Raw genomic sequence first — 25705 nt, 5'->3', positions numbered from 1 at the left:
CTCCCGCTCCACCAGAAGCGGCATCGCCTCGGACACGGTGACCAGCTCCCGCAGCGGATACCGGGACAACACCGCGCCCACCCCGGGCGACAGCGCCGCGGCGAGCCGCCAGGCGGCCGGGCGGTCCTCGTCCCGCAGCGCGGCAGCGACCTCCCGTACGACCTCCTGTTCCTCCTTCGGGACTCCGGCGGCCGCCCGCTCGTGGAGCCGTGCGCCTTCCTCCAGGACCAGGCCGGTGTCGATGCCCGCCGGAATCTTGATCCGTGCGTGGTGCCGCCAGGTGGCGACCGGGTCCGACCAGGCCTCCACCGTGTAGCTCCAGCGGCCGGGCTCGCCCACGGTGACGGTGGCGCCCCAGCGGTCGGTGCCCGGGGCGAGTTCACGCATCGGGGTCCAAGGGCCCGCGCGGCCCCCGGGGTCCCGCAGGACGACGTTCGCGGCGACGGCGTCGTGGCCCTCGCGGAACACGGTGGCCGACACCTCGAAGCACTCCCCGGCGACGGCCTTCGCGGGCCTGCGCCCGTGCTGGACCACGGGGCGTACGTCGAGGACGGGGATCCGGCCGATGGCGGTGGTACCGGGCGGCGCGGGGCGCTCCCGGGGCGTGGCCGGAGCCGGGGCCGGACTCTCCTGCGCCGGCTGTCCGGATTTCTGGCCCGAAGTCTTCCTTCCGGCCGCCTTGCTGCTTGTCGGGGGTGGTGACGAGTGGTGCGTGGCGGGCATGACCGCTCCTGTCCGCGTCAACGTGGGTGTGGGCGGATGGATGTGGGGAGGTGGGTCCTGCGGGTGAGCAGTGGTGCGGCTGTGGGGCGTACCGGAGGAGCCTTCCCACCCTATTCGGGTGGGCAATCCGGCACTTTGTTAACTACTCACGCGTATGTCTACACACAAGTCCAGCCCCTTTTTCCGGGTGCCCGCAGCCGAGGCCGTCACGCCCCCGCCGCGACCCCTCCCGTGCCCCGCCGCGCCCCGACACCCGCGCCGGGCGCGTCCCCACCGACCCCCCGGTAACCACTACCGTCGACACTGACCACGAGACGTACAGCGCCGTGCGTCTCACCCCGTAACGCGTCCGAGGTGGAATGTGAAGGCGATCCGTCGGTTCACCGTCCGTCCCGTTCTCCCCGAACCCCTCCGGCCGCTGAGCGACCTGGCGCGCAATCTGCGCTGGTCCTGGCATGCGGAAACGCGCGAACTGTTCCAGTCCGTCGACCCCGAACGCTGGGCCGCCGCCGAGGGCGACCCGGTGCGGTTGCTGGGCGGGGTGCGCCCGGGCCGGCTGGCCGAGCTGGCCGGGGACCGGCGGTTTCTGCGCCGCCTGACCGCGGTCGCCGACGACCTCAACGACTATGTGACCGGCGAGCGCTGGTACCAGCACCAGGACGACGGGCTCCCCGCCGCCGTCGCCTATTTCTCGCCCGAGTTCGGCATCACGGCCGCGCTGCCCCAGTACTCGGGCGGCCTCGGCATCCTGGCCGGCGACCATCTCAAGGCGGCCAGCGACCTCGGAGTACCGCTGATCGGCGTCGGGCTGCTGTACCGGCACGGGTACTTCCGCCAGACCCTGTCCCGGGACGGCTGGCAGCAGGAGCACTACCCGGTGCTCGACCCGCACGAGCTGCCCGTCAGCCTGCTGAAGGAGGCCGACGGCGGCCCGGCCCGGGTATCGCTCGCCCTGCCCGGCGGCCGGGAGCTGCACGCCCGGATCTGGCTGGCACAGGTGGGCCGGGTGCCGTTGCTGATGCTCGACTCGGACGTGGAGGAGAACGACCTCGGCGAACGCGGGGTGACCGACCGGCTGTACGGCGGTGGCAGCGAGCACCGGCTGCTGCAGGAGATGCTGCTGGGGATAGGGGGTGTCCGGGCCGTGCGGACGTACTGCCGGCTCACCGGGCACCCGGAGCCCGAGGTGTTCCACACCAACGAGGGGCACGCGGGCTTCCTCGGCCTTGAGCGGATCGCCGAACTGTGCGAGGGGGGACTGGACTTCGACCCGGCACTGGAGGCGGTACGGGGCGGGACCGTGTTCACCACGCACACCCCCGTGCCGGCCGGCATCGACCGCTTCGACCGGGAGCTGGTCGCCCGGCACTTCGGGCCGGACGCCGAACTCCCGCGCATCGACGTGCAGCGGATCCTGGCCCTCGGCATGGAGACCTATCCGGGCGGCGAGCCGAATCTGTTCAACATGGCCGTGATGGGACTCAGGCTGGCCCAGCGCGCGAACGGGGTGTCGCTGCTGCACGGGCAGGTCAGCCGCGAGATGTTCGCCGGACTGTGGCCGGGATTCGACGCCACGGAGGTGCCGATCACCTCCGTGACCAACGGGGTGCACGCCCCGACCTGGGTCGCCCCCGAGGTGCTCGGGCTCGGTACCCGGCAGATCGGCCCCCAGCGGGCCGAGGACGCGCTGAGTGTCGGCGGCAGCGAGCGCTGGGACCCGGTCGCGGACATCCCGGACCAGGAGATCTGGGAGCTGCGCCGCACCCTGCGCGAACAGCTGGTGCTCGAGGTGCGGGAGCGGCTTCGGGTCGCCTGGCGGCAGCGTGGTGCGGGGAACGCGGAGCTGGGCTGGATCGACGGTGTGCTCGACCCCGATGTGCTGACGATCGGGTTCGCGCGGCGCGTGCCGTCGTACAAGCGGCTCACGCTGATGCTGCGCGACCGGGACCGGCTGATGGAGCTGCTGCTGCACCCGGAGCGGCCGATCCAGATCGTCGTCGCGGGCAAGGCGCATCCGGCGGACGACGGCGGGAAGCGACTGGTGCAGGAGCTGGTGCGGTTCGCCGACGACCCGCGCGTGCGGCACCGGATCGTCTTCCTGCCCGACTACGGCATGGCGATGGCGCAGCGGCTCTACCCCGGCTGCGACGTCTGGCTGAACAACCCCCTGCGCCCGCTGGAGGCCTGCGGCACCTCCGGGATGAAGGCCGCGCTCAACGGCTGCCTCAACCTGTCGGTGCTGGACGGCTGGTGGGACGAGTGGTTCCAGCCGGACTTCGGCTGGGCCGTCCCGACCGCGGACGGCGTGGGCACCGACCCGGACCGCCGTGACGACATCGAGGCCGCGGCCCTGTACGACCTGATGGAGCAGCGGGTGACCCCGCGGTTCTACGAGCAGGGCCGGGGCGGGCTGCCCGACCGCTGGATCGACATGGTCCGCCAGACCCTCACCCTGCTGGGCCCGAAGGTGCTGGCGGGCCGCATGGTCCGGGAGTACGTCGACCGCCTGTACGCGCCCGCGGCCCTGTCGCACCGCGCGCTGACCCCGGACACGGCCCGTGAACTGGCCGCCTGGAAGGCCAGGGTGCGCACCGCCTGGCCCTCAGTGACCGTCGGCCACGTGGAGACGACGGCTCCGACGGCCACCGCGGAACTCGGCACGACCGTGGGGCTGCGGGTGCGGGTGGGGCTGGGCGATCTCGAACCGGACGACGTGGAGGTCCAGGCGGTGTCGGGCCGGGTCGACGAGGAGGACCGCATCACCGACGCCACCGCGGTGCCGCTGAAGCCGACCGGCGCCCCGGACCTGGAGGGCCGCCGTCTCTACGAGGGCCCGCTCTGTCTGGACCGCACCGGGCCCTACGGCTACACGATCCGCATCCTGCCGGCCCACCGGCTGCTCGCGGCGGGCGCGGAACTGGGACTGGTGACGGTGCCGTCGGAGGAAGCCGTGCAGGGGGCGGGGGTGCTGCTGCGGTAGGAACTCCGTACCGGGTGTGGCAAGCCCTCCCACCGGAGGGCTTCGCCCCGCTCTACGGCACGACCAGGCGCACCAGGCCCGAGCAGTCGTTCCCCCCGGCGGGATCCGCGGAGTACAGCCAGTAGACGGTCGCGAGCAGCGCCAACGCCAGCAGCAGGCCGGCCGCCGCGGCCGCCGTGGCCAGCCCTTGCCGCCACGTCGCCCCGGTGGGCACCCCCCGCCCGTGCGTGGCGCGGCGCAGTGCCGCGAACACCAGCAGGGAGCCCAGGGCACAGGCAAGACCGGCCCACGAGGTGACGTACATCCGCGTCGAGGGGCCCAGGTAGTGGCAGTCCTGGAACGTGTCGGAGTCCCAGGCCAGCCGGGCGGCCAGCAGTCCGGCCGAGGCCGCCGCCAGCAGCGGTACGAGCAGCGCTCGCCGGCGCCAGGCCGTGGCGGACGCGGCGGGTGACGGGGCGTGCAGGGGTGGGGTCATCAGTACCAGTCCGGGTTGGGGCGGACGAACCGCAGGTTCTGCGCACCTTCGTGCTTCTCGGTGGAGTTGATGCGCCCTTCCAGACTGACATTCTGGTTCGGGTCGCTGTGCTGCGTGTACTTGATCTCGCCGTCCGGCATCACCGCGGTGACGATCGCCGCGTGGTGGGTGTTGCCCTTCTCGATGTGCTCGTTGGGGCCGGACTGTTCGTAGTAGATGATGTCGCCCGGCTTCACCTCGCCCGGCGGAATCTCCTGACCGCCGTGCTTGAGCATGAAGTTCTGGTTGTTCTCGGCGGCGGCCCAGGTGTCGGAGTACGCGAGCCGCTTGTCGACCGCGTCGATGCCGGTCCGGTTGCCGATCATCCAGCTGTCGTCGTCGGTGGTTCCCCAGATCGAGGTCTTCTCCTTCATCCCCGCGGCATGCAGGGCGTTGGAGACGAAGTTGGTGCAGTTGTTGCCGAAGTCGGTGGGGTCGCCCTTGTCCCAGTTGTCCAGGGCGTACTGGACCATTTTGACCCGGTCGTACTTGCCGTTGCCGCGCAGGTCCTGGCGCACGTCGGCCGGTATGCCGTCGAGGTTGGCGATCATGACCGGCTCGGCCAGCATCATGGTCTTGCGCTGCTGGGCGGTCAGGCCGTCCCACCACTGGCGCACGGTGGTCGGGTCCTGGCCGACCGGGACGTCGGCGGCCAGCATCTGCATCTCGACCTGCGAGGCGTGGGTCTGCAGCTCGTTGAGCGCCTTGTCCGGGTCGGACAGCTCGGTCTGGGCGGCGAGCCTGGTGAATTCGCTCGCGGCCAGCTTGTCGGCGTTCGTCACCTGATCCACGGCCTGGTTGACGAGATCCAGTACCTGCGTCCGGTAGGGAGCGAGTTCCTCGGCCTCCGTACGGCTGTGCACGGGCGGACCGGTGACCGTGCCGTCGCTGTTGATCGTCAGGCCGTACCGGGCCGCGAGCTCGTTCGCCTCGCGCATGGTGCTGTGCGCGGTCTCGATGGTGGTGGTCATGCCCTCGACGACCATCTTGACGGCGAGCAGGATGTCGTAGGCCGACTCGAGCTGGTTGGCCAGCTTCTCGAACTTGCCCGCAGCGGCCGCCCCGACCTCGTCGGTCCAGTTCTCGGCCAGCGGCTTGATCCCCAGGTCGCGCAGATCCTTCGTGGCTTCGAGCGCGTACTTGGCCAGTGCGTGCCACTCGTCCCCGGCCGTCTTCCACTTCTTGGGGAGGGCGTTCTGGATCCCTTCGTACGAGACCATGCTCAAGCCTTCCGCAGATCCTCGACGGCCGCGCGCAGCCGTGCCTCGGCCTCGGCGTCGGCGCTGTCGTAACCGTTGGCGGAATCCTTCAGCTTGGCGCTGAGATCACCGAGTTGCTTGACGAGGGACACCATGTGCTCCTCCCAGTCCAGGGCGCACACCTTGAGCTGGACCGGGCTCAGCCAGCCGTTGCCGTAGTGGGCCCCGTACACCTCGTCGCTCGTGTCGAGGGAGTGGCTCAGGCGCAGCATGGCCTGGCGGGACAGTGTCTCCGTGTCGTCGGCGGCGCCGTGCACGCCCTGGGTCTTGATGTCGATGTCCGGACGGCGTCCGCCGCCTTCGTCCACGTGGTTCAGTTGCATGCGTGTCTGCGCCTGGGCGGCTGAGCCCGCGGAGCTCTGCTGCCGTGCCGCAGCCGCGGCTTTCAGCTGTTCCCACTCTTCCCACGCCATGGGCGTGTGCCTCCCCCGTGTGTGCCTGGCCGCTTCTGCAGGTCCGGCCGACTGTGAAGCCGTGTTTGCAGTGAATTCACGATCCTGTTCGAACGTAGCAGACAGTGGTGGTGGGCACGTCAAGGAGCGGGGTGGATGTTTCGTGACCGGGTGACCGGGCCACCGGGTGACCGGAGAGTGCGGTCAGTCCGCATCGAGCGGAGCGCACAGGCGCTTCAGTGTCGCCCCGCACCGTCGTGCGTACGCATGCTGCAGCCCTCTCGTCGCCGCCCCGCCGGCGCGGGCGTACCACTTCCGGGCGCGGCTGAAGGCGGCCACGGTCAGCCAGACGGTGCCGTCACCGGTGCGGTCGACCACGAAGGCCTCCTCGCCGCACTCGGGGTGGCCCTCCAGGGTGCCGTAGGCCCAGCCGGCGCGGCGGGGTTCGTCGACCGTCCAGACGACGCGGCAGGGGGCCTTGATGAGGCCGGCCAGGTTGACCGTGACGTCGACGTCGGGGGCCGCGCGGTCGGCGGTGGTGTCGATGCCCACGCCCATCGAGCGGTGCATCTCCCAGGTGAGGACCGCGTCGGCGGCCCGGCGGAAGACCTCCGGGCCCTCGCCGAGGCGCGTGCGCACGAGCAGGGGGTGGAAGCCGGGAGGGCAGACGGCCAGGTCGTCGCGGGTCGCGCCGACCGGCTCGTAGGTGAAGGGCGCCGGGGACATGGGTCACAAGGGTAGGGCGGCACCCGGGACGCCGTTCGCCCGGGTACCGCCCTGCAAGATCGCCCTGGGGTCAGCTGACGTTGACCGCCGACCAGGCCGCCGCCACCGTCTTGTACTCGGTGCTGCCGGCGCCGTACAGCGCGGACGCCGCGCTCAGGGTCGCCGTGCGGGCCGCCTTGTATTTGGTCGTCGACGTCATGTACGTCGTCAGCGCCTTGTACCAGATCTGCAGCGCCTTGGCGCGGCCGATGCCGGTGACCGTGGAGCCGTTGGAGGTCGGGGAGTTGTACGACACCCCGTTGATCGTCTTCGCGCCGCTGCCCTCGGACAGGAGGTAGAAGAAGTGGTTGGCGACGCCGGACGAGTAGTGGACGTCCTTGTTGCCGACCGAGGAGGACCAGTTGTCCGCCGAGCCGCCGTCCTTGCTGGGCTTGTCCATGTAGCGCAGCGGGGTGCCGTCGCCGTTGATGTCGATCTTCTCGCCGATGAGGTAGTCGCCCTTGTCGGACGCGTTGTTGGCGTAGAACTCGACGCCGGTGCCGAAGATGTCGGAGGTCGCCTCGTTGAGTCCGCCGGACTCACCGGAGTACTCCAGGCCCGCGGTGTTCGCGGTGACGCCGTGGCTCATCTCGTGGCCGGCCACGTCCAGCGAGGTCAGCGGGTGCGTGTTGCTCTCGCCGTCGCCGTAGGTCATGCAGAAGCAGTCGTCGTCCCAGAAGGCGTTGACGTACGAGCTGCCGTAGTGGACGCGGGAGTAGGCGCCGACACCGTTGTTCTTGATGCCGCTGCGGCCGAAGGTGGACTTGTAGAAGTCCCAGGTCTCCTGCGCGCCGTAGGCGGCGTCGGCGGCCGCGGTCTGGTCGGTGGTGGAGCTGGAGGCGGTGCCGGTGCCCCACGTGTTGTCCGCGTCGGTGAACAGGGTGCCGGTGCCGGAGCTCGTGGTGTGCTTCAGGTTGTACGTCTTGTGACCACCGCGCGAGGCGTCGGTCAGCGAGTACGTCGAGCCCGACTGGGTGGTGGTGAGGCTGACGCTGCCCGAGTACAGCGTCTTGCCGGTGCCGGTCGCGTTCTCGATGCCCTGGTACTCGAAGAGCTTCTTGCCGGTGGCCGCGTCGGTGATGACGTGCAGCTGGTTCGGAGTGCCGTCGTCCTGGAGGCCGCCGACGACCGTCTCGTAGGCGAGAACGGGCTTGCCGGAGCCGGCCCAGATCACCTTGCGTGCGCCGTCCGCGGAGGTCTTGGCGGAACCCAGGGTCTTCGCGGCGCTCACGGCCTGCTTCTCCGCCTTGGCGGCGGTGATCTGCGGCGTGAGCGAGGCCACCTTGACGGCCGCCTTGGTCGCCTTGGTGACGCCCTCGCTCTTGCCGGACTTCGCGGTGTGGACGACCAGGTCGCCGCCGAGCACCGGCAGGCCCGCGTAGGTGCGCTCGTAGCGGGTGTGGACGGTGCCGTCGGCGTCCTTGACGACGTCCTTGACGACCAGCTTCTCCTTGGCGCCGAGGCCTATCTGCTGCGCGGTCTCGGCCGCGCCGGCCTGGGCCTTCTGGATCAGGGTGGTGCGGGCCGCGGCGGACAGCGCGGTCGGGGCGGCCGCGAGCGGCTTGGCTGCGGCGGACTCGGCCGGGGTCTGGGCGTTGGCACTGGTGGTCAGACCGGTGGAGAGCAGGGCTCCGGCCGCGACAGCGGTGGCGATGGCCAGAGTGGTGCGCTTGTGACGCGCGTAGAGGGGGCTCACAGAAGCTCCTTCTCGTGGGGGAGACCGGACAGTGTGGGGTTACTGGCCGGAGAGTGTGACGTGGTGAAGTTGCTGTGCTGCTGCGGCGGGTGGAGAGAGAGTGGCATCAAGGGCGCGTACATGTCATGACCTTGAAGTGATGTTGGCCGAAAGTCGACTGTCCCGTGAACGTTTCAGGCGTGTAACACGGGCGCCGCCCGAGAGGTGCGAACCTCTCGGGCGGCGCCTTGTTCCCCGGCCTGTGGCGTGCGGTTTACGGGAACGTGATCTTCCAGCTGTTGATCTTGCCGACGTCCTGCGCGGCCTGGTCCTGGACCTTCAACTTCCAGGTGCCATTGGCCGATTCGGAGGAGGCGTTGACCGTGTAGGTCGCGTTCACGTTGTCCGCCGAGTCGGAGGAGCTGAAGCTCTTCAGGCGGTACGAGGTACCCGACGGGCCGACCAGATCGATCACCAGGTCACCGCGCCAGGTGTGCGTGATGTCGACGCTCACCGAGAGGTTGCTTGGCGCGTTTCCGCTCCTGCCGGAGACGGTGATGTTCGAGGTGACCGCGGGACCGTTGTCCGGTATCGACACCGGCGAGGTGTTCTCGTACGAGGTGCCGCCGCCCCCGCCGCCACCGGAGCGCGAACCGACCGCCACGCCCGCCCAGGCGTCCTGCACCGCCTTGTACTCGGCGCTGGTGGTGCCGTACAGCTCGCCGGCCGCCGCGAGGGTGCCGGTGCGGGCACCCGCGTAGTTGGTGGTGGACGTCCACTTGGTGGTCAGCGCCCGGTACCAGATCTGCAGTGCCTTGTCGCGGCCGATGCCGGTGACCGGGAGGCCGTCCGCGGTCGACGAGTTGTAGGTGACACCGTTGATGACCTTGGTGCCGCTGCCCTCGCTCAGCAGGTAGAAGAAGTGGTTCGCGGGGCCCGACGAGTAGTGCACGTCGATGCCGCCGATCCCGGAGTACCAGCTGTCCTTGGACGCGCCGTCCTTGCTGGGCTTGTCCATGTAGCGCAGCGGGGTGCCGTCGCCGTTGATGTCGATCTTCTCGCCGATGAGGTAGTCGCCGACGTCCGAGCTGTTGTTGGCGTAGAACTCCACGCCGGTGCCCATGATGTCGGAGGTGGCCTCGTTCAGGCCGCCGGACTCACCGCTGTAGTTGAGGCCCGCGGTGTTGGACGTGACGCCGTGGCTCATTTCGTGCCCCGCGACGTCCAGCGAGGTCAGCGGGTCGGCGTTGCCGGAGCCGTCGCCGTAGGTCATGCAGAAGCAGCCGTCGTCCCAGAAGGCGTTCACGTACGAGTTGCCGTAGTGGACGCGGGAGTAGGCGCCGACGCCGTTGTTCTTGATGCCGCTGCGGCCGAAGGTGTTCTTGTAGAAGTCCCAGGTGACCGCGGCGCCGTAGTGGGCGTCCGCGCCCGCGGTGGCGGCGTTGGACGTCGTGCCGTTGCCCCAGGTGTCGTTGGTCTGGGAGAACAGGGTGCCGGTGCCCGAGCTGCCGTGGTTCAGGTTGTACGTCTTGTGGTTGCCGCGCGCCCCGTCGTTCAGCGTGTAGTTCGACCCCGACTGGGTCGTGGTCAGCGTCACCTGGCCGCTGTACTGGGTGTTGCCGACGCCGTTCTTGATGCCCTGGTACTCGAAGAGCTTCTTGCCGGTGGCGGCGTCGGTGACGATGTGGAGCTGGTTCGGGGTGCCGTCGTCCTGGAGGCCGCCGACGACGGTCTCGTAGGCCAGGACGGGCTTGCCGGAGCCGGCCCAGATCACCTTGCGCACGCTGTCCGCGGCCGACTTGCTGCCGCCGAGGGCCTTGGCCCGCTGGACCGCCTGCTTCTCGACCGAGGCCTTCGACACGGCCGGGGTGAGGTCCGCGACCTTCAGCGAGGCGCTGGTGGCCTTCGTGACGGACTTCGTGGCACCGGACTTGGCGGTGTCCACGATGAGGTCGCCGCCGAGCACCGGCAGGCCCGCGTACGTGCGCTCGTAGCGGGTGTGCAGGGTGCCGTCCGCGTCCTTGACGACGTCGTGGACGACCAGCTTCTCCTTGGCGCCGAGGCCTATGGACCGTGCCGTCGCGGCCTTCTCGGCGTCCGCGTGCCGGATCAGCTCGGCGCGCTGCGAGGGCGTGAGCTTGAGGGCCACATGGGCGGGGTTGACCTTGCCGGCCTGCGGCTTCGTGGGGGCGGCGGACGCCGCACCCGACTGGAGGGCCGCGGCGATGAGCGCGGCCACGCCCGCGAGGGCGACGGTGGCGGTGCGGCGGTGCGCGATGTGGGAGGTGCGTCTGCGAGAGGTGCTACTCACACTGACTCCTTCTGCGTGACCGCGGGTCGCGCGGCCAGGGGAGACCGGACGGTGGGTTGGGACGTCCGGGCAGAACAGGGCGTTTCGCGGAACCACGTGCAGGTGCAGGGCCGGCCCGCGCAGAGCATGCGGAGCTGTGGGGTTGCTGTGGGTCGGCCGTGGGAAGAGTGGCAGGGGATCACGCTGTCTGTCAGGACCGCGTCACAAACTTGGCCGGAAATGCTCCGTTGACCGGATGTTCATGTTCGATATGCGGACTGTTCCTTCAGGAGGACGCGTCCCCATGCCAAGTCCGCCACAGCGCCGCGTACGCCCCGTCCGCCGCCACCAGCTCCTCATGGGTGCCCAGCTCTGTCAGACGGCCGTCCTCCATCACGGCCACGCGGTCCGCGTCGTGCGCCGTGTGGAGCCGGTGGGCGATGGCGATGACCGTGCGGGACTCCAGGACCGCGGCCAGGGCGCGTTCGGTGTGGCGGGCCGTGGTGGGGTCGAGGAGGGCGGTGGCCTCGTCCAGGATGAGGGTGTGGGGGTCGGCCAGCACGACCCGGGCCAGGGCCAGTTGCTGGGCCTGGGAGCCGTCCGTGGGGTGGGCGTTCGGGCCCAGGGGAGTGTCGAGGGAGGAGGGGAGCGCGCGGACCCAGTCGGCGGCGCCCACTGCCGTGAGGGCCGCCCACAGGTCGGCGTCGGTGGCGGTGGGTTCGGCGATCAGGAGGTTGTCGCGGACCGTGCCGAGGAAGACGTGGTGTTCCTGGGTGACCAGGACGACCTGACGGCGCAGGCGTTCCGGCTCCAGGGACGCGATCGGGACTCCGCCGACCGTCACCGTGCCCGCCCCGGGGGTGTCGATGCCCGCGAGGAGCCTGCTCAGGGTCGTCTTGCCGGCCCCGGACGGGCCGACCACGGCGAGCCGTTCTCCGGGGCGCACCGTCAGGTCCACCCCGCGCAGCACCTCGCCACCGCGCTCGTAGGCGTACCGCACCCCGCGCACGTCGATCCGGTCGTCCGCCGGCTCCGGGCAACCGCCTTCCGCCTCCGCCCGGGGCGCCTGCGCCAGCCCCTCCACCCGCGCGAACGAGGCGCTGCTGCTCTGCAGTTGCTCCACCCGCATCAGGATCTGGTCCAGGGGTTCCGTGAACTGCCGGAGGTAGAGGGCCGCGGCCACCACCGCGCCCACGCCGACCGCGCCCCGCTGGTGCAGCCACCCGCCGAGCAGCAGCACGCCCACCACCGGGACCGTGTACGTCACCTCGACCGCGGGAAAGAACACCGACCGCAGGTAGAGGGTGTAGAAGCGGGTGCGGCGGGACGTCTCCAGCGCGTCCCGGCTCGCCGTGATCCGCCGCCGCAGGAGCCGGAACGCCTCGACGGTCCGTGCCCCGGCCGCCGTCGCCGCCACGATCTCGGCGACCTCCGAGGTGGCGGCGCCCTCGGCGAGATAGCCGTCCCGGGCCCGGCGCAGATACCAGCGCAGCGCCAGCTGGATGGGGGTCAGGCCCAGCAGGCCGAACAGGCCCAGCAGCGGGTCGAGCGCGAACACCGCGCCGAGCACGAACAACGCCTGCACGGCGCACACGAGCAGCTCCGGGCCGACGTCCCGCAGCGTGGTGCCGACGGTCGCCACGTCGGCCGTGCCGCGCGCGGTCAGGTCGCCGGTGCCGGCCCGCTCCACCGTGGACGCGGGCAGCGCCAGCACCCGGTCGACGTACTCCTCGCGCACCCGGGCCAGCGTCCGCTCCCCGAACCGGTGCCCCACGTACCGCGCCCAGCGCGCCAGCAGCAGCTGGGCCAGCGAGCAGAGCAGGATCCACAGCGCCAGCCGGTCCACCGCCCCGGCCCCGTGACCCGCCCGCACCTCGTCGACGATCCGCCCGACCAGCCACGGCCCGGCGAGGCCCGCCCCGGCCGACGCCGCGTTCAGCACCAGCGCGGCGGCGAACGCCCGCCTGTCGGCCCGCAGCAGTCGCACGGTCGCCCGCCGCACCCCGGCCCGGTCCGCGACCGGCAGCAGCTTCGTATCCGTCGTCACCGTGTGGCCCCCTCGGCTGCTTCGGCGGCTCCGGTGGCGTTCTCGGCGTCTCGTGCCACCAGGGTCCGGTAGCCCGGTTCCTGGGCGAGCAGCCGCTGGTGCGGGCCGCTTGCCGTCACCTTTCCGTCGGTCAGGAACAGGACGGTGTCGGCCCGGTCCAGCATCAGCGGCGAGGTGCTCACCACCACCGTCGTCCGGCCCTCCCGCGCCGCCCGCAGCCGCTCGGCGACCGTGGCCTCCGTGTGCGCGTCCAGCGCCGAGGTCGGCTCGACGGCGAGCAGCACCTCGGGGTCGGCCAGCAACGCCCGCACCAGCCGGATCCGCTGCCGCTGCCCGCCGGAGAGGCTGCGGCCCTGCCCGGCCACCGCGGAGTTCAGTCCGTCCGGCAGCCCTCGTACGACATCCTCGGCGGCGGCCGCGTGCACCGCCCGGCGCACCGCCGCCCCGTCGGCCGTGTGCTCGGCCGCCACGACCTCCCTGAGCGGTCCGGCGAACAGGTCCGCCTCGTTGTCGGCGACCAGGATCCGGGTCCGTACGTCGGCCAGCGGGACCGCGTCCAGCCGTACCCCGCCCCAGGTGGCCTCGGTGGGTCCGTACCGGCCCAGCCGGTCGACCACGGCGGCGGCCTCCGCCGGGCGGGCGGCGGCCAGCGCGAGCAGCCGGCCCGGCGCCACCCGCACCCCGGACACCGGGTCGCACAGCTCGGCCGGCCCGTCCGGCGCGGGCAGCCCGCCCACGTCCGGCTCCGGCTCCAGCCGCAGCAGCCGTACGACCCGGCGGGCGGCGACCACACCCCGGTTCAGCTCGTAGGCCATCTGCACGAAGAACGCCACCGGCCCGATCAGCACCGCCACATAGCCGTACACCGCCACCAGCTCGCCGATGCTGATGGACCCCTGGGCGGCCAGCCGGGCCGCGAGCCAGGTCACCACGGCCAGGAACAGCGTGGGCAGGCCCACGCCGAGCGCCTGCACCCAGCTGGCCACCGCGCCCACCCGGTACCCCTGCACGCGCAGCCGCTGCGAGTCCTTCCGGAAGGCGTCCGAGAACAGCCCCTTGCCGCCCAGGCCGTTGAGGACCCGCAGCCCGCCCGCGAGGTCGCCGATCCGCGCAGTCAGCACGCCCTGCCGCTCCCGGTACTCGCTCTCCGCGCCCTGCAGCCGCAGCGTCAGCGGCCCGGTGAGCAGCGCGATCACCGGCACCCCGAGCAGCACCACGGCGGCGAGCGGCGCCGAGATCGACAGCAGCACCCCGGCCACCACCAGGTACACCACGATCGAGCCCACTCCGGGCCCGACCACGGTCAGCGCCTGGGCGAGGGTCTGCACGTCGCCGACCCCGATGGTGACGACCTCCCCGGCCCCGGCCCGCCGCGGCAGTACCGCTCCCAGCCGGGCCGCGTGCCCGACGACCAGCTTGAGCGTGCGGAAGTTGGCGTCCATCCGTACCCGGGTCATCGTGCGGTGCCGCATGATGCTCAGCCAGGCGTTCACCGCGCCGACCACGAACATCGCGACGGTCCACCGGACCAGCACATCCATCCGGTCCGGCACCAGCCCGTCGTCGACGGCCCGCGCCATCATGTACGGCTGCGCCGCCAGCAGCACCATCCACGTGCTGCCCAGCAGCGCGCCGACCAGCGACCGCACCCGCTGGCGCAGCACGAGCCACCACAGGTAGTGCCAGCCGCCGCGGGTGTCGGGTGTGCCGGGATCCTCGTACGCGTCGATCATTCCGCCCTGCCCCCGTTCCCCTCGGCCTCACCGGAATGGCGAGCCGGACAGGAGACGTCGAAGGTACCCAGGGTATGGATGGTCGCTCCATCGAATAAGAGCACCCCGGAGCGGACGCCTCAGCCGAGGATCCCCCGGTCGTAGGCCACCGCCACCGCCGCGGCCCGGTCCTTCACGCCCAACTTGGCGTAGAGGTGCGTGAGATGCGTCTTCACCGTCGCCTCGCTGATGAACAGCTCGCGGGCGATCTCGCGGTTGGACGTGCCCTTCGCGACCAGCGTCAGCACCTCGCGTTCGCGGGCGGAGAGCGGTTCGTTGCCCGGGGCGCGGACCGCGTGGACCAGGCGCGAGGCCACGGCCGGGGAGAGGACCGTCCGGCCCTCGGCGGCGGCCCGGACGGCGGTGAACAGCTCGTCGGGCAAGGCGTCCTTGAGGAGGTAGCCGGTGGCGCCCGCCTCGATCGCCGGGAGGGTGTCGGAGTCGGTGTCGTACGTCGTCAGCACGAGGACCTTGGCGCGGGCGTTGCGCCGGGTCAGTTCGGCGATCGCGTCCACTCCGCCGCCGCCCGGCATCCGCAGATCCATGAGGATGACGTCCGGGTCCAGGGCGGCGGCCCGTTCGAGGGCCTCGGCGCCGTCGGAAGCCTCGCCGAGTACGTGGAAGCCCGGCGCGGCGTCGAACATGCCGCGCAGGCCGTCGCGTACGACGGGATGGTCGTCGACGATCAGTACAGAGATGCCGGTGTCACGGGTCATGGCGGACCAACGGTACGCGAGCCGACAGCGCCGTGCCGTGGCCGGGCTCGGACTCCACGGTGAGAGAGCCCGCGATGCGTTCTGCGCGGACGCGCATGCCGTCGAGGCCGAAGCCGCCGATGGGGGTCCCCCCGCTCGAGCGAAATCGAGAGTGGGGGAGGCTGCGTGCGGGGACGGCGAGCGGGTCGAAGCCGCGGCCGTCGTCGCGGATGTCCAGGATGACCTCGTCACCGAGGAAGGACAGGGTGACGCCGACACGCGTGGCGCGCGCGTGCCGGGACGTGTTGGACAGCGCCTCCTGGGCGATGCGCAGCAACGTGGCCGCGACCTCCTCGTGCAGTTGCTCCACGGTGCCCGTGACCGTGAACCCGGCCTGCACGCCGACGCGTTCGCCCCACTCGGCGACCGTCTTCGTCAGGGCTTCCGGCAGTCCGTCGTGCTCCAGCGCCACCGGGGCGAGGTTGTGCACCGAGCGCCGGGCCTCGCCGAGGCTGTGCCGGGCGAGCGCGGAGGCGCGTTCGAGGTGCGTGCGGGCGATGTCCGGGTCGGGCGCGTTCGCCACGACCTGGAGCTGGGCGATGACGCCGGTCAGGCCCTGGGCGATGGTGTCGTGGATCTCGGCGGCGAGCCTGCGGCGCTCGTCGGCGACCCCGGCCTCCCGTGCCTGGACGAGGAGCTGGGCGTGCAGGGCGGCGTTCTCGTCGAGGGCCTGCTGCAGGGCGGCGATGGTCTCGGTGCGGTTGCGGGTCCGCAGTGCTTCCTGCTCGGTGAGATGGGCGATCGCCATCTGCAGACCGGAGTTGGCGACCAGCAGTCCGGCGAAGACGACCCACTGGAGCCCGCTCCCGAACGGGAGTCCGCCGGCCTGCGCGCCGGCCACGGTGGCCGCGCTCGCGAGCAGTCCGAGCCGCCGCCACGGGCGCGGAAGCAACTCGTCGGCGTCCATGTAGCCGGTGGCGGCGTAGAACGCGAAGAACGGGCTGAGCCAGGTGAGGGCGAAGGCGAGTGCCCAGCGGACGGCGTAGTACCCCGTCCCGGCCGGGGTCGGCGTACGGCCGCGGCCGGGCCGCCGGGATCGAGTGCCGTGCCACCACAGCTGGAGCAGCACCGCGGAACCGATCAGGGCCCAGGCGGTGTACCACTTGGCGGGGCCGGTGTGCGGGTCGGCGGAGGCGACCCCGAGGACGGTACTGATGCCGAGCAGCCCGTACGGCCCCCAGGTGTGCAACTGCTCCCAGCGTCGGTCCAGCCGGCTGTCCACCGTGGTCATGTCCCCAGTCTGCACGGCCGGTCGCCTACTCCCAGCGGAACCAGCGGGCGGCCCCGGCGGTCAGCAGGATCGTCCAGACGGCGAGCACGCCCAGGTGGATCCAGCCGGGCCAGTGGCCGGCGGCCGCCTCGCCGAGGGCACGGGCCGCCGAGCCGAAGGGGGTCAGACCGACCACGCGGGCCATCGTGTGCGGCATGGCCTGAACCGGCAGCCACACGCCCGCGCAGAACATCATCGGGAAGAACACCGCCGACCCGATGGCGCTCGCGATCTTCGTCGTCCGGGACAGCGCCGAGACGACGGAACCGAGGGCCAGGGCCGCCGGCACCGCGAGGACGAGGGCGAGCAGATAGCCGGCCGGCTGCTCGGGCAGCCGTACGTCGAAGACGAGCCGCCCGACGACGAGCGCGAGCAGCGCCGAGGCCAGTGCCACCACGCCCTGCACCACCATCTGCGCGAACAGCAGCGCGGACGGCCGTACGGGGGTGAGGGACATGCGGCGCAGGATGCCCCTCTCCCGGTGACCGGTGAGCGCCTGCGGCAGCGACTGGACACCGGACATGATCAGGGCGATCAGCACGGCCACGGGCACATAGGCGTCGATCGGCCGCAGACCGCCCAGGGACGTGTCGGTGTCCCGGAACGACGGGATCGAGCCGAGGACCACCAGCAGCAGCGTCGGGAACAGGAAGATCCAGAAGACGGCGGCGGGCTCACGGCGGAAGAGGCGGAACTCGGTGCGCAGGACGGCGGTGTTCATGCCGCGGCCTCCTTGGTCAGATCCAGGAACGCGTCGTCGAGGGTGGCGTCCAGGACGCGCAGCTGATGGGCGGTGACGTGGTGCCGGGCGAGCAGGGAGATGACCGCGTCGACGGTCTCGTCGGTCCCGGAGAGCGTGACGCGGCCGTCCTTGTGCTCGACCGAGGCGAGCGCGGGCAGGGCGGCCAGTTCACGCTCGTCCAGCGGCGCGGAGGGGGTGAAGCTGATGACGGTCGCGCCCGCCGAACGGCGGATGAGTCCGGCCGGCGTGTCCAGCGCGGCGATCCGGCCCCTGTCGATCACCGCGATGCGGTCGCAGAGCCGCTGCGCCTCCTCCATGAAATGGGTGACGAGGAGGACGGTGACCCCGTTCGCGCGGACGTCCTCGATGAGCTGCCAGGTGTCACGGCGGGCGCGCGGATCGAGCCCGGTGGTCAGCTCGTCCAGTACGACGACCCGCGGGCTGCCGATCAGCGCCAGCGCGATGAAGAGGCGCTGCTGCTGGCCTCCGGAGAGCTTGGCGAACCGGGTGTCCAGCTTCGGGGTCAGGCCCAGCCGTTCGGCGAGCGGCCGCCAGTCGGCCGGGTGCGGATAGAAGGACGCGTACAGCTCCAGCGCCTCCCGCACGGTGAGCTTGGGCTGCAGTTCGCTCTGCTGGAGCTGGGCGCCGAGGACCTGCGCGACCTGCTCGTGGTCGGCGACGGGGTCGAGGCCGGTGACGCGGATGCGCCCGGTGTCGGGGACGCGCAGCCCCTCGACGCACTCGACGGTGGTGGTCTTGCCGGCGCCGTTGGGGCCGAGGACGCCGAAGATCTCGCCCTCCTCGACGGCGAACGAGACGCCGTCCACGACGGTCCGGCCGCCGTAGGACTTGCGCAGATCGGTGACTTCGATGACGGATGGCATGGACCGAGAATCCCGGCCGGGCGGGGTCCGGCACATCGGCCGTCGCGCTCGAGGCGGCATCGTCCGATCGGTTGACGGGGGACTACGACCACCCGCTACGACCCCTCGAACGCGCTGGTCGTAGGACCAGCGGCGGACCTGGGTCCGGCCAAAACTCGGTGGGCGATGTCAGTGCCGATCCGTAGGCTCGCGATGATGCCCACGACACGTGCAACCACCCAGGACCGCTCCGCCGTACGCACCCTTCTGCGGCTGTGGCCGTACGTCCGCCCCGTGCGGGCCCGGCTGTTCACGGCCGCGTTCGTCGCGATCGTCGCCTCCTGTACGGGACTGGTGATCCCGCTCGTCCTGAAGTGGATGGTCGACGGACCGGTCGCCGACCGGGATCCGGCCGGGGTGTGGCTCGGGGCGCTGTACCTGCTGCTGCTCGGCATCGCCGAGGCGGTTCTGTTCGGCATACGGCGCTGGCTGGTGGCCCGGCCGCTGTCGCACGTCGAGGCCGGGATGCGGGCCGGCCTCTACCGCCGTCTGCAACGGCTGCCCGTGTCGTTCCACGACCAGTGGGCGTCCGGCCAGTTGCTCTCCCGGGGCACGACCGACCTGATGCTGGTGCGCATGTTCCTCGCCTTCCCGCTGACCTTCCTGCTGGTCAACGGGGTGACGATCCTCGTCGGCGTGGTGATCATGCTGATGCAGGACTGGGTGCTCGGGCTGGTCATCCTCGGGCCCGCCGTCCCGGTGATGTGGACCTGCGTGGTCTTCGAGCGGCGGTACGCCGGGGTGGCGCGGCGCGCCCAGGACCAGGTCGGGGACCTGACGACGGTGGTCGAGGAGAGCGTGCTCGGCATCCGCATCATCAAGGGCTTCGGCCGGCACCGCAGCCAGGCACGCGCGTTCCGGGAACTGGCGGGATCGCTGCGCGGTACGGAACTGCGCAAGGCGCGGCTGCTGGCGACCATCTGGGGCATCATCGTGACGCTTCCGGAAGTCGCGATCGGGGCGGCGCTGGTGCTCGGCGCCGTACGGGTGGCCGACGGCGACCTGTCCACGGGCACGCTGGTCGCCTTCCTCAGCACGGCCCTCGCCCTGCGCTGGCCGGTGGACTCCATCGGCTTCCTGCTGGCGATGAGCCAGGAGGCGGCGACGGCGACCGAACGATACTTCGAGGTGATGGACGAGGAGCCGGAAAGTGCCGGCGTGGCCGCGGACAGCACCGCCGACGCACAGGCGGCCGGACTCCGCTTCGAGAACGTCCGGTTCCGCTACCCCGACGCCCCACCCGGCTCCCAGCCCCTCCTCGACCGCATCGACCTGCATGTACGCCCCGGCGAGTCCATGGCCCTCGTCGGAGCCACCGGCAGCGGGAAGACGACCCTCACCGCCCTCGTCCCCCGCCTCTACGAGATCACCTCCGGCCGCATCACCCTGGACGGCGTCGACATCACCGCGATGTCCCGCGAGGAGCTGCGCGCCAAGGTCGCCGTCGCCTTCGAGGAACCCACCCTGTTCTCGGCGAGCGTCGGCGAGAACGTGCTCATGGGCGCCGTGGACGGCGCCGGGGAGGCGGACCTCGACCGCGCCCTGGCCGTGGCGCAGGCCGAGTTCGCGCACGCCCTTCCGCAGGGCACCGGCACCCAGGTCGGCGAACAGGGCCTGAGCCTGTCCGGCGGCCAGCGCCAGCGCCTCGCGCTGGCCCGCGCGGTCGTCGGCCGGCCGGAGTTCCTCGTGCTGGACGACCCGCTGTCCGCCCTCGACGTGCACACGGAGGCCGCCGTCGAGGCGGCGCTGCGGCAGGTCCTCACGGCCACCACCGCGCTGATCGTGGCCCACCGCCCGTCCACGGTGCTGCTCGCCGACCGGGTCGCCCTGCTGTCGGGCGGCCGGATCGCCGCCGTCGGCACCCACCAGGAACTGCTGCGCACCAACGGCGAGTACGCGCACCTGATGTCCGGCGAACAAGGCGAACAAGAGGACCAGCGATGACCACGACGACGACCGCCGCCCCCGCCACGGACGACGACCACCACCCCCGGCCACAGAAGACCGGCGACCCCTTCGACCACGACGTCCTGCCCACCCCGCCCGGCGCCACGGCCTCCCTCCTGCGCTCGCTGCTCGCGCCGTTGCGGGCCCGGGTCACCTTCACCACCTTCCTCCTGCTGCTCCAGCAGGCGGCCGTGCAGGCGGGTCCGCTGCTGGTGGCGTACGCCATCGACAAGGCCGTACCGGCGTTCCGGGACCACGACCACGGTCCGCTCATCGCGGTCGCCGTCGGCTATCTGCTGTGCGCGCTGGTCTCCGGCGGGCTGCAGTTCGCGTTCATCGAGGCCTCCGCCCGGGTGAACCAGGACGTGCTGCTGGACCTGCGCGGCCGCATCTTCCGGCATGCGCAGGCGCTGAGCGTCGACTTCCACGAGCGCTACACCTCGGGCCGGCTGATCTCCCGTTCCACGACGGACGTGGAGTCGCTGCGCGAACTCCTCGACGAGGGGCTCCAGGAGCTGGTGACCGTCGTGCTGTCCTTCGTCTACATCTCGGCGATGCTGCTGTGGCTGGATCTGGGCCTCGGCGCGGTCGCGGTGGCCTCCTTCGTGCCGCTGTATCTGCTCGTCCGGGTCTACCAGCGGCGCGCGGGGCGGGTGTACCGCAACCGGTCCACGGCGATCGCGGCGGTGATCGTGAAGTTCGTGGAGACCATGAACGGCATCCGCCCGGTGCGCACCTTCCGCCGGGAGGCGGCGAACGACACCGAGTTCGCCGTACTCAACCGGCGGCACGAGCGGACGAACGGGGACGCGCTGCTGGAGATGGCCCGGTACGTGGTCGGATCCCGGCTGGTGGCCAACACGGCGGTCGCCGCCATCGTGCTGTGGGGCGCCCACCGGGTGGCGTCCGGCTCGCTGGAGCTGGGTGTGCTGGCTGCGGCGGTGCTGTATCTGCGGCGGCTGTACGACCCGATCGACCGGCTCGGCATGTTCCTGAACTCCTACCAGTCGGCGGCCGCCTCCCTGGAGAAGATCGCCGGGCTGCTGGCGCAGACGCCGTCCGTGCCGGAGCCGTCGGAGCCCCGCGAACTTCCGGCGCCGAGAAGCGAGTTCCCGGGCCGCGAGGTCGTCTTCGACGGAGTCCGTTTCGCCTACCGCACCGGCGGCGAGGTGCTGCCCCGCTTCGATCTGACCCTCCCGGCCGGGCAGACCGTCGCCGTCGTCGGCTCCACGGGCGCGGGCAAGTCGACCCTGGCCAAGCTGCTGGCCCGTTTCTACGACCCCACCGACGGCCGGGTGCTGCTGGACGGCGCCGACCTGCGCGACCTGGCGGTGCCCGAACTGCGCCGCGGGGTGATCATGGTGACGCAGGAGGCGTTCCTGTTCTCCGGCACGGTCGCGGACAACATCGCGATCGGCCGGCCCGACGCCACCCGCGAGGAGATCGAGCGGGCCGCGAAGGCGATCGGCGCGCACGAGTTCATCAGCGCACTGCCCGACGGATACGACACCGACGTACGCAAGCGCGGCGGGCGCATCTCGGCCGGGCAGCGCCAACTGGTCTCCTTCGCCCGGGCGTTGCTCGCCGACCCGGCGGTGCTGATCCTGGACGAGGCGACCAGCTCCCTGGACGTCCCGGGCGAACGGGCGGTGCAGCGGGCGATGTCGACGGTGCTGCGCGGCCGTACCGCGGTGGTGATCGCACACCGGCTGTCCACCGTGGAGATCGCGGACCGGGTGCTGGTGATGGAGCACGGCCGGATCGTCGAGGACGGCCGTCCGGACGAACTGATCGCGGGTACGGGAAGGTTCGCGGATCTGCACCGGGCGTGGCGGGACAGTCTGGCGTAGCGCGGGCGAACCGCCTCGGGAGTGCCGGCAGCGCCCCCGGGGCGGTCCGCTCCGCCGGACAGGCCCTAACCGGCGTGGAAGATCACCGCGTGCGGCACGGTGGCTCCGCCGTAGGCGCCGCCCTCGTTGGGCTGGAGCGTGTCCTGCGGGACGTTGCACTCCTCGTCCCGGAAGAGGATGGCCGGGGTGTCCGTCAGGTTGTCCGCGGTGCCCGCCCCGCCCTCCAGCGGGATGCACAGGTCGTCGGGCGGGTTCGTGGTCGAGCTCCGGAAGCCGGTGTCGGCCCGGGTGTAGGAGAACTTGCCCGTCGCCGCCTGTGCACTGGTCGACACCCCCGCCACCAGCATGATCGCCGAACCTGCGACGACGGTCACTCTGGCCAGCCGCTGCCATGCGCGCATGTGAGTCCCCTTCCCTGAAGCGGATGATTGCCGCTGTTGGCCCATGAGGGCCGTAACCATCGCAGCAGGTATGAACGCGACATGTCACCGTCACATGCGCGAATCACCCGTTCGGCCCGTCGAGAACAGGCCTTACGGCACCCCGAGTTCGAAGAGCGCGTACCCCGCGTACGAGCCGGAGGCCAGGGCGGCGATGCCGAGCAGCGTGCACTGCACGCGCAGGCTGAGCCGGCGCATCGCGACGGCCAGGGGGATGAACAGCGGGAAGCAGGGGAGCAGATAGCGGGAGACGTTGGCGAAGATCTGCTGGCTGCCGAGGACCAGGGCGAGCGTGAGCAGGGTGTGGACGACCAGGACCGCCGGCGGACGCAGCCGCAGCAGCAGGGGGACCAGGGCGAACGCCAGCAGGACGACTCCGACGCCGATGACGTCCGCGAAGGGGAACGCCGACAGGTAGGTGAAGTGGCCCACCGGCACGGACGTCAGCACGTCGAGGGTCTGCTCGCCGTAGTCGAAGCTGTGCGCCCAGGCGCCGGACTGGAGCTTGAAGTAGCCGCCGTAGTCGCCCATCCGGTGGCCCACCCAGCCCAGGTAGCCGAGCAGGCCGAGCGGGGCGATGCCCATGGCGAGGAGCGGGCGCAGCACGCCGTCGCGGCGGTCGCGCAGTGAGCACAGCGCGGCGACGGCGAGCGCGGCGATCAGCGCGGCGGCCGTGGGGCGGTTGAGGCCGGCCGCGAAGGTGAGGACCCCGGCGGTGAGCCAGCGGCGGGTCATCACCGCGTAGCAGGCCCAGGCGGCGAGGGCGATGTAGAGCGAGTCGGAGTAGACCGCCCACTCCACACCGGAGCCTGGCCAGACCGCCCACAGCCCGGCGGCGGCGAGACCGGCCCGCCGGCCGCCGAACCAGTCGGCGACGGCGTAGATCCCGAGCGCGGCCACGAACGAGGCGACGACGGAGACCAGCAGACCGGCGCCGTACGAACCCAGGCCGGTGACCGCCGACGTCATCCGGATCAGCGCGGGGTAGAGCGGGAAGAACGCCGCCGAGTTGCCCTCCAGGGTGATCAGGCCGGTGGCACCGGGGATCTGGACGAGCTTCGGGTCGTAGCCGTGCAGCGCTATCTGCTGGTACCACCAGCCGTCCCAGGTGGCCAGGACGTCCCAGGCGTGCGCTCCGCCGCCGAAGCGCGGGTGCCTGGTGCGGAAGTCACCGGCCGAGTCCAGCAGGTACATGAAGGAGCAGAAGCCCACGAGCTTCAGGGCGCCGAAGAAGCCGAGCACCGGGCCGTGCCGGCGGGCGGCGGCACGCAGCCGCTCACGCGGGCCGGGCGCCGACCTGGGGGCGGGGGAGAACGCCTCCGTGCGGGGCAGGGTCGCGGTCATGCGGCGTTCGATCCGGTACGGCGGCGACGGGCCAGTTCGCGGCGCATCCGGGCGATCCCGCGCAGGTCGGCCAGCGCGGTGGCGAGGATGTCGACCCGGCTGTCGGGGTCGTCCACCCAGTCCACCGGCACCTCGTGGATCCGCAGGCCCGCCCGCTCGGCGAGCACCAGCAGCTCGGTGTCGAAGAACCACTCCCCGTCCCGCACCAGCGGCAGCAGTCGCTCGGCGACATCGCGCCGCACCGCCTTGAACCCGCACTGCGCATCAGAGAAGCCGACGGCGAGCGTGCAGCGCAGCAGGACGTTGTAGCAGCGGGAGATGACCTCCCGCTTCGGGCCCCGTACCACCCGGGCGCCGGGCGCGAGGCGGGTGCCGATGGCCAGGTCGGAGTGGCCCGAGATCAGCGGCGCGACCAGCGGCAGCAGCGCCGCGAGCCCGGTGGACAGGTCCACGTCGGTGTAGGCGAGCACGGGCGCCCGCGAGCCCGACCAGGCCGCGCGCAGCGCCCGTCCGCGCCCCTTCTCGGGCAGCCGTATCCACTCCACCTCGGCCAGCTCGTCCGCGAGACCGGCGGCGATGCGCGGGGTGCGGTCCGTGCTGGCGTTGTCGGCGACGGTGATCCGGAACGGGTAGGGGAAGGTCTCCCGCAGATGCGCGTGCAGCCGCCGGACGTTCGGCTCCAGATCCGCCTCCTCGTTGAACACCGGCACGGCCACGTCCAGGACCGGCTCCTCGTGATGGCTCGGCAGCGGCGCACGCCGGGGCAAGGGGGTCCTGGCCGGTGTCGTCCGACTCGGGCGGAGATTTATCACGTAAGTCCCTTGTGTTCTCGGGTGCGAGGCGCGCTGAAGGAATGCGCGGCGGTGGGGTGACGAAGGAGGGCGGCGCGCTAACCGGTCGGACTGGCCACCTGGGGGTCGTACGACGGATCGGCCGGCGGGGTCGCGGACTGTGTGGGCGGCGGGTCGGTGACCGCGCCCCGTGAGGTGGCGGTCGCCGTGGCCGTGTTGCTGGGCGGGGGACCCGAGGCCGGGTCGGAACTCCCGGAGGCCGGAGGAGGCTCGGAGGTCTCCGTCGTCCCGCCCGGGTCCGGCGCTCCCGTGGTCGCCGTCGAGCTGGGCGGCGGACTCGGCGAGTCGTCGGGCGAGGGGGACGTGGTCGGGCTGGGCACCGGGCTGACGGCGGGCCGCGGACGGGGCGCGCTGGGCCGGTCGGTGCCCGGCGCGTGCGGCCACAGGAACAGCCCGAGGCCGAGTCCGGCGACCGCCAGCACGGACCCGGCGGCCCGGCGCGCCGCCCGCACCCGGCGACGGGTGCGCACTCCCGCGTGCAGCCGGTCCTGATGTCTGGGCTCGAAGGGGCTGTGTTCCTGGGCGCTGTGCATCAGCTGCGTCAGCTGCCGCTCGAAGTGATCCATGGCTTCTTCCCTCACCCCACCGGCTCGATGACGTCGGCCAGGAGCCGGCGCAGCCGGGCCACCCCGCGCGCGGCATGGGACCGGGCCGTGCCCACCGGGCAGTCCAGGGTCTCGGCGACCTGCCGGTCGGGCAGGTCCTGGTAGTAGCGCAGCACGACGGCGGCCCGCTGCTGCGGGCTCAGCTGCGCGAGCGCCGCCTCCAGCCGGGAGCGCTCGGCGACGGTCGCGGACATGTCGCCCTCCGCCGCCACCTCCGGCAGCTCCTCGACGGGCCGCTCGCCCCACCAGCGCCGGCGGGCCGAGCGGGCCGCGGCCCGCGCCAGCACCTTGCGCACGTACGCCTCCGGCGCCTCGTCGGCGACCTTCGGCCAGACGAACCACAGCTTGACCAAGGACTCCTGCAACAGGTCCTCGGCCCGATGCCGATCCCCTCCGGTGAGCAGACGGGCGAGATGGAACAACACCGACCAGCGGGCCGCCACGAACGCGTCGTACTCACCGGCCCGAGCCTGCTCCATTCCCACGGTCCCCGTTCTCGCCGGCTGTCCCTTCACAGGGGGAAAGGCCCTGGCCCCCCCTCCCGCGCTGCACTCGGCGAGC

General features: G+C 71.9%; 20 protein-coding genes and 1 pseudogene. 3 read left to right on the top strand and 18 right to left on the bottom strand.

What is annotated here, in order from left to right; translation table 11 throughout:
• A partial coding sequence (locus tag ACIRU3_RS36165) for a maltotransferase domain-containing protein (protein WP_404065762.1) occupies positions 1-723 on the bottom strand: 723 nt, incomplete at its 3' end.
• 361 nt (positions 724-1084) lie between these two features.
• On the opposite strand from ACIRU3_RS36165, the gene ACIRU3_RS36160 reads away from it, so the two are divergent.
• Complete coding sequence (locus ACIRU3_RS36160) at positions 1085-3703, top strand: glycosyltransferase family 1 protein (protein WP_404065760.1); 2619 nt, start codon at positions 1085-1087, stop codon at positions 3701-3703.
• Between the two features lie 52 nt (positions 3704-3755).
• On the opposite strand, the gene ACIRU3_RS36155 is transcribed toward ACIRU3_RS36160, so the two are convergent.
• From ACIRU3_RS36155 to ACIRU3_RS36100, 12 genes are all read right to left on the bottom strand, one after another.
• Positions 3756-4178, bottom strand: a complete 423-nt coding sequence (locus tag ACIRU3_RS36155; protein ID WP_404065757.1) for a hypothetical protein — start codon at positions 4176-4178, stop codon at positions 3756-3758.
• On the bottom strand, positions 4178-5437 hold the full coding sequence (locus ACIRU3_RS36150; RefSeq protein ID WP_404065768.1) for an amidase domain-containing protein: 1260 nt from the start codon (positions 5435-5437) through the stop codon (positions 4178-4180). Before ACIRU3_RS36150 ends, ACIRU3_RS36155 begins: the two co-directional genes overlap by 1 nt.
• A 2-nt stretch (positions 5438-5439) precedes the next feature.
• Positions 5440-5889, bottom strand: a complete 450-nt coding sequence (locus ACIRU3_RS36145; protein WP_404065754.1) for a hypothetical protein — start codon at positions 5887-5889, stop codon at positions 5440-5442.
• Between the two features lie 183 nt (positions 5890-6072).
• Positions 6073-6594, bottom strand: coding sequence for a DUF1990 domain-containing protein (locus tag ACIRU3_RS36140; RefSeq protein ID WP_404065751.1), 522 nt, complete (start codon positions 6592-6594; stop codon positions 6073-6075).
• Between the two features lie 70 nt (positions 6595-6664).
• Complete coding sequence (locus ACIRU3_RS36135) at positions 6665-8329, bottom strand: M4 family metallopeptidase (RefSeq protein WP_404065748.1); 1665 nt, start codon at positions 8327-8329, stop codon at positions 6665-6667.
• A 253-nt stretch (positions 8330-8582) separates the two neighbouring features.
• Positions 8583-10619 carry a M4 family metallopeptidase gene (locus ACIRU3_RS36130; protein WP_404065746.1) on the bottom strand — a complete coding sequence of 679 codons (2037 nt, stop codon included), beginning with the start codon at positions 10617-10619 and terminating at the stop codon, positions 8583-8585.
• A gap of 265 nt (positions 10620-10884) precedes the next feature.
• Positions 10885-12645 carry an ABC transporter ATP-binding protein gene (locus ACIRU3_RS36125; RefSeq protein WP_404065744.1) on the bottom strand — a complete coding sequence of 587 codons (1761 nt, stop codon included), beginning with the start codon at positions 12643-12645 and terminating at the stop codon, positions 10885-10887.
• Positions 12642-14378, bottom strand: a complete 1737-nt coding sequence (locus tag ACIRU3_RS36120; protein WP_404065742.1) for an ABC transporter transmembrane domain-containing protein — start codon at positions 14376-14378, stop codon at positions 12642-12644. Before ACIRU3_RS36120 ends, ACIRU3_RS36125 begins: the two co-directional genes overlap by 4 nt.
• A gap of 119 nt (positions 14379-14497) precedes the next feature.
• Positions 14498-15133: a response regulator gene (locus ACIRU3_RS36115; RefSeq protein WP_404065740.1), complete on the bottom strand. Its 636-nt coding sequence runs from the start codon at positions 15131-15133 to the stop codon at positions 14498-14500.
• Complete coding sequence (locus ACIRU3_RS36110) at positions 15123-16403, bottom strand: sensor histidine kinase (RefSeq protein ID WP_404065738.1); 1281 nt, start codon at positions 16401-16403, stop codon at positions 15123-15125. The genes ACIRU3_RS36115 and ACIRU3_RS36110 overlap by 11 nt, the downstream gene beginning before the upstream one ends.
• A 25-nt stretch (positions 16404-16428) precedes the next feature.
• Entirely contained in the window at positions 16429-17163 is a 735-nt protein-coding gene (locus tag ACIRU3_RS36105) for an ABC transporter permease (protein ID WP_404065735.1), read from the bottom strand.
• Positions 17160-18068 (bottom strand): ATP-binding cassette domain-containing protein, encoded by a 909-nt coding sequence (locus ACIRU3_RS36100; protein ID WP_404065732.1) that lies wholly within the window; start codon positions 18066-18068, stop codon positions 17160-17162. Before ACIRU3_RS36100 ends, ACIRU3_RS36105 begins: the two co-directional genes overlap by 4 nt.
• Positions 18069-18263: 195 nt before the next feature.
• Here ACIRU3_RS36100 and ACIRU3_RS36095 point away from each other — a divergent pair, with 195 nt between their 5' ends.
• Both ACIRU3_RS36095 and ACIRU3_RS36090 read left to right on the top strand, forming a co-directional pair.
• Positions 18264-20051, top strand: coding sequence for an ABC transporter ATP-binding protein (locus tag ACIRU3_RS36095; protein WP_404065730.1), 1788 nt, complete (start codon positions 18264-18266; stop codon positions 20049-20051).
• Entirely contained in the window at positions 20048-21904 is a 1857-nt protein-coding gene (locus ACIRU3_RS36090) for an ABC transporter ATP-binding protein (protein ID WP_404065727.1), read from the top strand. The genes ACIRU3_RS36095 and ACIRU3_RS36090 overlap by 4 nt, the downstream gene beginning before the upstream one ends.
• A gap of 65 nt (positions 21905-21969) precedes the next feature.
• On the opposite strand, the gene ACIRU3_RS36085 is transcribed toward ACIRU3_RS36090, so the two are convergent.
• The 5 genes and pseudogenes from ACIRU3_RS36085 to ACIRU3_RS36065 form a co-directional block, all read right to left on the bottom strand.
• Positions 21970-22305, bottom strand: a complete 336-nt coding sequence (locus tag ACIRU3_RS36085) for a hypothetical protein (protein ID WP_404065725.1) — start codon at positions 22303-22305, stop codon at positions 21970-21972.
• Positions 22306-22437: 132 nt separating this feature from the next.
• A complete protein-coding gene (locus ACIRU3_RS36080; protein WP_404065722.1) occupies positions 22438-23688 on the bottom strand; it encodes a hypothetical protein in 1251 nt (416 codons plus the stop codon).
• Positions 23689-23714: 26 nt separating this feature from the next.
• Positions 23715-24437: pseudogene (locus ACIRU3_RS36075) on the bottom strand (dolichyl-phosphate beta-glucosyltransferase); the annotation flags it as partial.
• 140 nt (positions 24438-24577) lie between these two features.
• A complete protein-coding gene (locus ACIRU3_RS36070; RefSeq protein WP_404065719.1) occupies positions 24578-25105 on the bottom strand; it encodes a hypothetical protein in 528 nt (175 codons plus the stop codon).
• Positions 25106-25116: 11 nt separating this feature from the next.
• Positions 25117-25623, bottom strand: coding sequence for a SigE family RNA polymerase sigma factor (locus tag ACIRU3_RS36065; protein ID WP_404065716.1), 507 nt, complete (start codon positions 25621-25623; stop codon positions 25117-25119).
• Between the last annotated feature and the right edge of the window lie 82 nt (positions 25624-25705).

It is taken from the genome of Streptomyces sp. NPDC101151 (assembly GCF_044768335.1).
Classification (GTDB): Bacteria; Actinomycetota; Actinomycetes; order Streptomycetales; family Streptomycetaceae; genus Streptomyces.
The sequence above is the reverse complement of the archived record's forward strand: the minus strand, read 5'-3'. Positions and strand labels throughout refer to the sequence as shown.